Consider the following 6,149-nt stretch of genomic DNA (forward strand, 5'->3'; position numbering starts at 1 on the left):
GAGGTCAGTTCCTCCATCGAGGCGGCGGTCTCTTCCAGGCTGGCCGCCTGCTGCTCGCTGCGCTTGGCCAGTTCCTGGTTGCCGCTGGCGATGTCCTCGGCGGCGAAGCCGATGCTGTTGGTGGTGCGCTGGATGTGCGCGACGATGTCGGTGAGGCGGTGCACGGTGCTGTTGGCGTCGTCGCGCATGGCGGCGAACACGCCGTGGAAGTTGCCGCTCATGCGCACGGTGAGGTCGCCGTCGGCGATGCAGCGCAGCAGCGCGGAGAACTTGGCCAGGTTGGCGTCGGCGGTGGCCATCATGGTGTCGAGGTTCTCGACCATGGTGCGGAAGGCGTGCTCGAACTTCTCCGGCTGGCCGCGGTGGGCGAAGTTGCCGGCGCAGGCGGCTTCGGCCAGGGTCTGGATCTGCACGTTGATCGCGTGCAGGTTCTGCTTGACCTGCTGCATCGCCGCGGTGATCGCGGCCTTCTCGCCGGGGTAGTGGGCGATGTCCTGGCTGAGGTCGCCGATGGCGTAGCGGCCCATCACCTCGGTGATGCGCAGCTGCGTCTGCACGTGCGCATCCACCAGGGCATTGGTATCGGCGACCATGCGCCCGTACTCGCCGGGGAAGCGCTGCGCATCCATGCGGTAGCTGATGGCGCCGGCATCGTGGCGCGCAGCCATCTCGCGCTGTGCGGAAATCACCTCGTGCAGGCGCCGTTGCATCTGCTGCATGGCGCGCAGCAACTGCCCGGCCTCGTCGCGGGTGGTGGCGGTGTCCGGGCTGCTCAGGTCGCCGGCGCCGATGCGCTCGGCCAGGCCCAGCGCCTGCCGCAGCGGCCGCACCACGCGGCGGGTCAGCAGCAGGGCGATCAGCGTGCCCAGCAGCAGCGCCAGCACGGTGCAGCCGACCATCAGCAGGGCGAAGCCGCGCGCAGTGGCCATCGCTTCCTTGGCGGCCTGGCGGTTCTTGGCTTCCTGCAGGTCGATGAAGGCGTTGATGCTGGCCAGCCAGTCGACGAAGGCCGGGCGCGCTTGCTGCAGCAGCAGCGCCTGCGCCTGCACGGTGTCGCCGGCATCGCGCAGCTGCCGCACCTGCGCGATCAGCGGCATGGTGCGCGCTTCGATGCCCTGGATGCGCTGCAGGATGGTTTTCTCCTGGGCGTCGCTGGAGACGGCGAGCAAGGCATCGAGCGGCTGCGCGGCGCGCGCGTAGTCGCCGGCCAGCTTGTCGATGGTCTGCTCGGTCGCCTGGCGGCTGGCCGCATCGTCCAGCAGCACCACGTCGCGCAGGGCGATGGCGCGGTCGTGCACGCTGCCGCGGAAGTTGATCGCGTAGCGCTGCTTGACGCTGTTGACTTCGTTGATCGCGGTGAGTCGCTGGTCGATGCTGTGCACGCGCTGGATGCCGACCACGGTGAGCAGGACCATCAGCACGATGATCGTGAGGAAGCCGAGCGCGAGGCGCTGGCCGATGCGCAGATTGGAAAGGGCGTGCATGGGATCGGGGGAATGGGGGGAAGGAAGAGGGATCGACGGTGGGTGACGGCGGACGGGCAGGCAGGTTGCCTGCGCCCGCGTGACGCGCGCATGGCGCGGGTCCCCCGGGCCGGCGCATGGATAGCGGCGATGGCCTGTCGAACTGAAGGGAAGGGGCGAGGGCGTCCCCTGTGCCGTATCGGGAACGTGACGTTGTGCCGGTCTGCCGCGGCGGTGGCCGCCGGGCAGGTCAGGCAGGGCGCAGTGCCTGGCGAGCGACAAGACCAGGAGCGCGTCGCGCCGCCGCCGCGCGCAGGTGCAGCATGGCACCGCGCGCGGCCGGTGCTAAGGTCCGGGTATGACCGGCGCCGCCGACCCGATCCGCTTCCAGGCGACACTGCTGCGTCCAGCCACGCCGCCGGACGCGTCCTGGTGTTTCCTGCTGCTGCCTGCGGCGGCCAGCGCCGCGCTGCGCACGCGTGGCCTGGCCAGCGTGGAGGGCCGGTTCGCCGGGCATCCGTTTCAGGCCACGCTGCAACCCGATGGGCAAGGCGGCCACTGGCTGCAGGTCGAGGAGGCGTTGTGGGCGGCCGCGGCGGTCGAGGTCGGCACTACGGTGACCCTGGAGATCGCGCCGGCGGCGGTGGAACCGGAACCCGTGCTGCCCGACGACCTGGCGCGCGCGCTGGCCGCGCATCCGCCTGCGCGTGCGGCCTGGGACACGCTGACCACGGTGGCGCGGCGCGACTGGATCTTCTGGATCGGCGCGGGCAAGCAGGCGCAGACGCGGGTCAAGCGCATTGCCAGCACCTGCGACATGCTCGCTGCGGGCAAGCGGCGGGTCTGTTGCTTCGACCGCTCGGGCATGTACAGCAAGGCCTTCGCCGCGCCGCAGGCGCAATGAGGGCAGGGCGCGCACGCCTGGCGTGGCCGCCGTCGCGACAGGATCCTCGCAAGCGCCTGCCTATACTCCGTGACGTCCATCCATGAGGCCCACCGCATGAGTGCATCCACCTCTTCGTCCGCCGCCGCCGCACCGGGCAGCCTGCGCCGCTCGGTGTCCAACACGCTCAAGGGCTCGGCCGGCAACCTGGTGGAGTGGTACGACGTCTACGTCTACTCGGTGTTCGCCACCTACTTCGAATCGCAGTTCTTCTCCAAGGAGGACAAGAACGCCACGCTGTACGTGTGGGCGATCTTCGCGGTGACCTTCCTGATGCGCCCGATCGGCGCCTGGTACTTCGGCCGCTTCGCCGACCGCTACGGCCGCCGCCTGGCGCTGACTGTGTCGGTGTCGGTGATGGCGGCCTGTTCGTTTCTGATCGCGGTGACGCCCACCATGGCCAGCATCGGCGGCGCCGCGGCGGTGGTGCTGCTGCTGGCGCGCCTGCTGCAGGGTTTCGCCACCGGCGGCGAGTACGGCACCAGCGCCACTTACATGTCCGAGGCGGCGATTCCTGGGCGGCGCGGCTTCCTGTCCTCCTTCCACTACGTCACCCTGGTCGGCGGCCACGTGCTGGCGCAGGCCGTGCTGTTCGGGATGCTGCACTTCTTCGACAAGGGCCAGATTTCCGAATGGGGCTGGCGCGTGGCCTTCGGCCTGGGCGGCATCGGTGCGCTGGTGGTGTTCTGGCTGCGGCGCACGATGGACGAATCGCTGACCTCCGAGTCCATTGCCGCGGCCAAGCAGGGCAAGGACAGGTCCTCCGGCTCGCTGCGCGAGCTGTTCGTGCACCAGTGGCGCCCGCTGCTGCTGTGCTTCCTGATCACCGCCGGCGGCACCGTGGCGTTCTACACCTACTCGGTGACCGGGCCGAAGATGATCCAGACCGCTTTCGCCGGCGACGACGTCATGGCCGGCACCATCATCAACCTGGCCGCGCTGATCGTGCTGATGCTGATGCAGCCGGTGGGCGGCTGGCTGTCGGACCTGATCGGGCGCAAGACCCTGCTGGTGTTCTTCGGCATCGGCGGCGTGCTCTACACCTGGTTCCTGGTGCTGGAGCTGCCCAGGCAGAGCGACTGGCTGAGCGCTTTCGCCATCCTCACCGCCGGCTTCGTCATCCTCACCGGCTACACCTCGATCAACGCGGTGGTGAAGGCCGAGCTGTTCCCCACCCATATCCGCGCGCTGGGCGTAGGCCTGGGCTATGCGCTGGCCAATTCGGCCTTCGGCGGCACCGCGCCGTTGCTGTACCAGGCCTCGCTGAAGACCGGCCACGTCACTACCTTCGTCTGGTACGCCACGGCGGTGATCGCGGTGTCGCTGCTGGTGTACATGTTCTTCCTGACCAACAAGGGGTCCAACTGGCTCGACCACGAGGGCGAGATGCACGCGCGCCGGCGCTGACCGGCGCGGCGCCCGCCCGGGCGACGCGCATGCCGCCCGGGCGCGGAGCAGGCGGACGCTGAACGGCGCACCCGGTATTGGCCGGGGTCGCCCCGCCGCGCGGAGGCCGCGCATGCGGCGGCTGCCAGGCGACTCGGGTACCATGCAGCCCCCTTACGGGCGTTCCCCCCATGGCCGATTCCGACAACAGCTCCACTCCCCCGGTGACCCAGGCGCAGGCCGAAGACGCAGTGCGCACCCTGCTGCGCTGGGCCGGCGAAGACCCGACCCGCGAGGGCCTGCTGGACACCCCGCGGCGCGTGGCCGAGGCCTATGGCGACTGGTTCAGCGGCTACCGCGCCGACCCGCGCGAGTACCTGCTGCGCACCTTCGAGGAAGTGGCCGGCTACGACGAGCTGATCGTGCTGCGCGACATCGAGTACGAAAGCCACTGCGAACACCACATGGCGCCGATCATCGGCAAGGTCCACGTCGGCTACCTGCCGCGCGGCAAGGTGGTGGGCATCAGCAAGCTGGCGCGCGTGGTCGAGGCCTACGCGCGGCGCTTCCAGGTGCAGGAGAAGATGACCGCGCAGATCGCCCAGTGCATCCAGGACGTGCTGCAGCCGCTGGGCGTGGGCGTGGTGGTGGAAGGCGCGCACGAGTGCATGACCACCCGCGGCATCCACAAGCGCGGCGTCAGCATGGTCACCTCGAAGATGCTCGGCAGCTTCCGCGAGGACGCGCGCACCCGCGCCGAGTTCCTGCGCTTCATCGAGCGCGTGCGCTGAGTCTGCGGATGCGGTGGCGGTCGGTTCCTGCATGAAGCCGCATGTCCGGATCGCCGGCTATCGCCAGTTGCGCGAACAGCCGTTGTGGAAACTGCTCGCCGCCGACCATGCCCCCGAGCTGATCGGCCTGCTGCAGACCTTGCTTGGCGACGCCCAGCGGCGGCTGCCGGCCGATGTGCTGCACGAGCGCCTGCAGCGCCAGCTCGATGCGCTGAAGGACGACGAGCTGTCGCGCGAACTGCCGCGCACCGCGCAGGCCTACGTGGCGCACTGGCTGGCGCAGGGCTGGCTGGAGCGGCGCCTGCCCGAAGGCGATGCGCAGGAAGAATACGAACTGTCGCGGCAGGCGGCGCAGGCCATCCGCTTCATCGCCGGCGTGCGCGACAGCGCCAGCGTGGCCACCGAGAGCCGGCTGTCGCTGGTGATCCAGCAGCTGGTGCAACTGGCCGGGCAGACCGAGACCGATCCGGACGCGCGCTTGGCCGCGCTGCGCGCCGAGCGCGCGCGCCTGGACGCGGAGATCGAGCGCGTGGCCGCCGGCAAGCTGGCCGCGCTGGACGGCAAACGCGCGCTCGAACGCACCCGCGACATCATCCGCCTGTCCGACGACCTGACCGAGGATTTCCGCCGGGTCCGCGACGATTTCGAGCGGCTCAACCGCGAGTTCCGCGAGCGCATCATCGACGACGAGGGCGCGCGCGGCGACGTGTTGGAGAAGCTGTTCGCCGGCATCGACGTGATCGGCGAGAGCGAGGCCGGGCGCAGTTTCCAGGCGTTCTGGAGCCTGCTCAACGACGCCGAGCAGAGCGTGCAGCTGGACGCGGCGCTGGAGGCGCTGCTGGCGCGCGGCTTCGCCCGCCGTCTGGACCGCCACGAACGCGCCTTCCTGCGCGGGCTCACCGGCACCTTGCTCGAACGCGGCGGCCAGGTGCACGAGGTGATGCAGCATTTCGCGCGCAGCCTGCGCGGGTTCGTGCAGAGCCGCGGCTACCTGGAACAGCGCCGGCTCAACCAGTTGCTGAAGCAGGCGCAGGGCGAGGCGCTGCAGTTGCGCGACCAGCTACATGCCACCGCCGCCACCGGCTACCTGCTGCCGCTGAGCAGCGCGCGGCTGCGCTCGCCATCGCAGTGGCGCCTGCACGACCCGCGCAGCCAGCTGGTGGAGGGGCGGGTGCAGGCGGCCGAGGCGGCCACGATCTCGCTGGACAGCGTCGGCGACCTGGTGGCGCAGTCGGAGATCGACCTGCGCGGCCTGCGCAACGACCTGCACGACCTGCTTGGCCGCCAGCCGCAACTGAGCATCGGCGAGGCGCTGCGGCAGCGCCCGGCGGCGCAGGGCCTGGGCAGCGTGATCGGCTACCTGGCGCTGGGCACCCGCCATGGTGTGGTCGTCGACGGCGAATGGGAAGCGGTGCAATGGGAGGGCGGCGACGGCCAGGTCCGGCGCGCGCGCATCCCGCTGGTGTGGTTCACCAAGGAAAAACGCAATGAACTGGTCTGACGAATTCCACGGCCACGACGCCGATGCCGGCGATGTCGCCGCGGCCGCCGCCACGTCCGCGGCGG

At 70.3% G+C, this 6,149-nt stretch carries 5 protein-coding genes; 4 read left to right on the forward strand and 1 reads right to left on the reverse strand.

Annotated elements, in window-relative coordinates:
• Window positions 1-1,484: MCP four helix bundle domain-containing protein (locus D588_RS0107170; protein WP_017915493.1), on the reverse strand; the 1,484-nt coding region annotated here is incomplete at its 3' end.
• A gap of 337 nt (window positions 1,485-1,821) precedes the next feature.
• Here D588_RS0107170 and D588_RS0107175 point away from each other — a divergent pair.
• From D588_RS0107175 to D588_RS0107190, 4 genes are all read left to right on the forward strand, one after another.
• On the forward strand, window positions 1,822-2,367 hold the full coding sequence (locus tag D588_RS0107175) for a YdeI/OmpD-associated family protein (protein ID WP_017915494.1): 546 nt from the start codon (window positions 1,822-1,824) through the stop codon (window positions 2,365-2,367).
• 96 nt (window positions 2,368-2,463) lie between these two features.
• A complete protein-coding gene (locus D588_RS0107180; RefSeq protein ID WP_017915495.1) occupies window positions 2,464-3,813 on the forward strand; it encodes an MFS transporter in 1,350 nt (449 codons plus the stop codon).
• A gap of 170 nt (window positions 3,814-3,983) precedes the next feature.
• Entirely contained in the window at window positions 3,984-4,583 is a 600-nt protein-coding gene (gene folE, locus D588_RS0107185) for a GTP cyclohydrolase I FolE (RefSeq protein WP_017915496.1), read from the forward strand.
• 31 nt (window positions 4,584-4,614) lie between these two features.
• Window positions 4,615-6,084, forward strand: coding sequence for a DUF3375 domain-containing protein (locus D588_RS0107190; RefSeq protein WP_017915497.1), 1,470 nt, complete (start codon window positions 4,615-4,617; stop codon window positions 6,082-6,084).
• Window positions 6,085-6,149: the final 65 nt, after the last annotated feature.

Origin of the sequence: Xanthomonas sp. SHU 308 (assembly GCF_000364645.1) — a bacterium.
Classification (GTDB): domain Bacteria; phylum Pseudomonadota; class Gammaproteobacteria; order Xanthomonadales; family Xanthomonadaceae; genus Xanthomonas_A; species Xanthomonas_A sontii.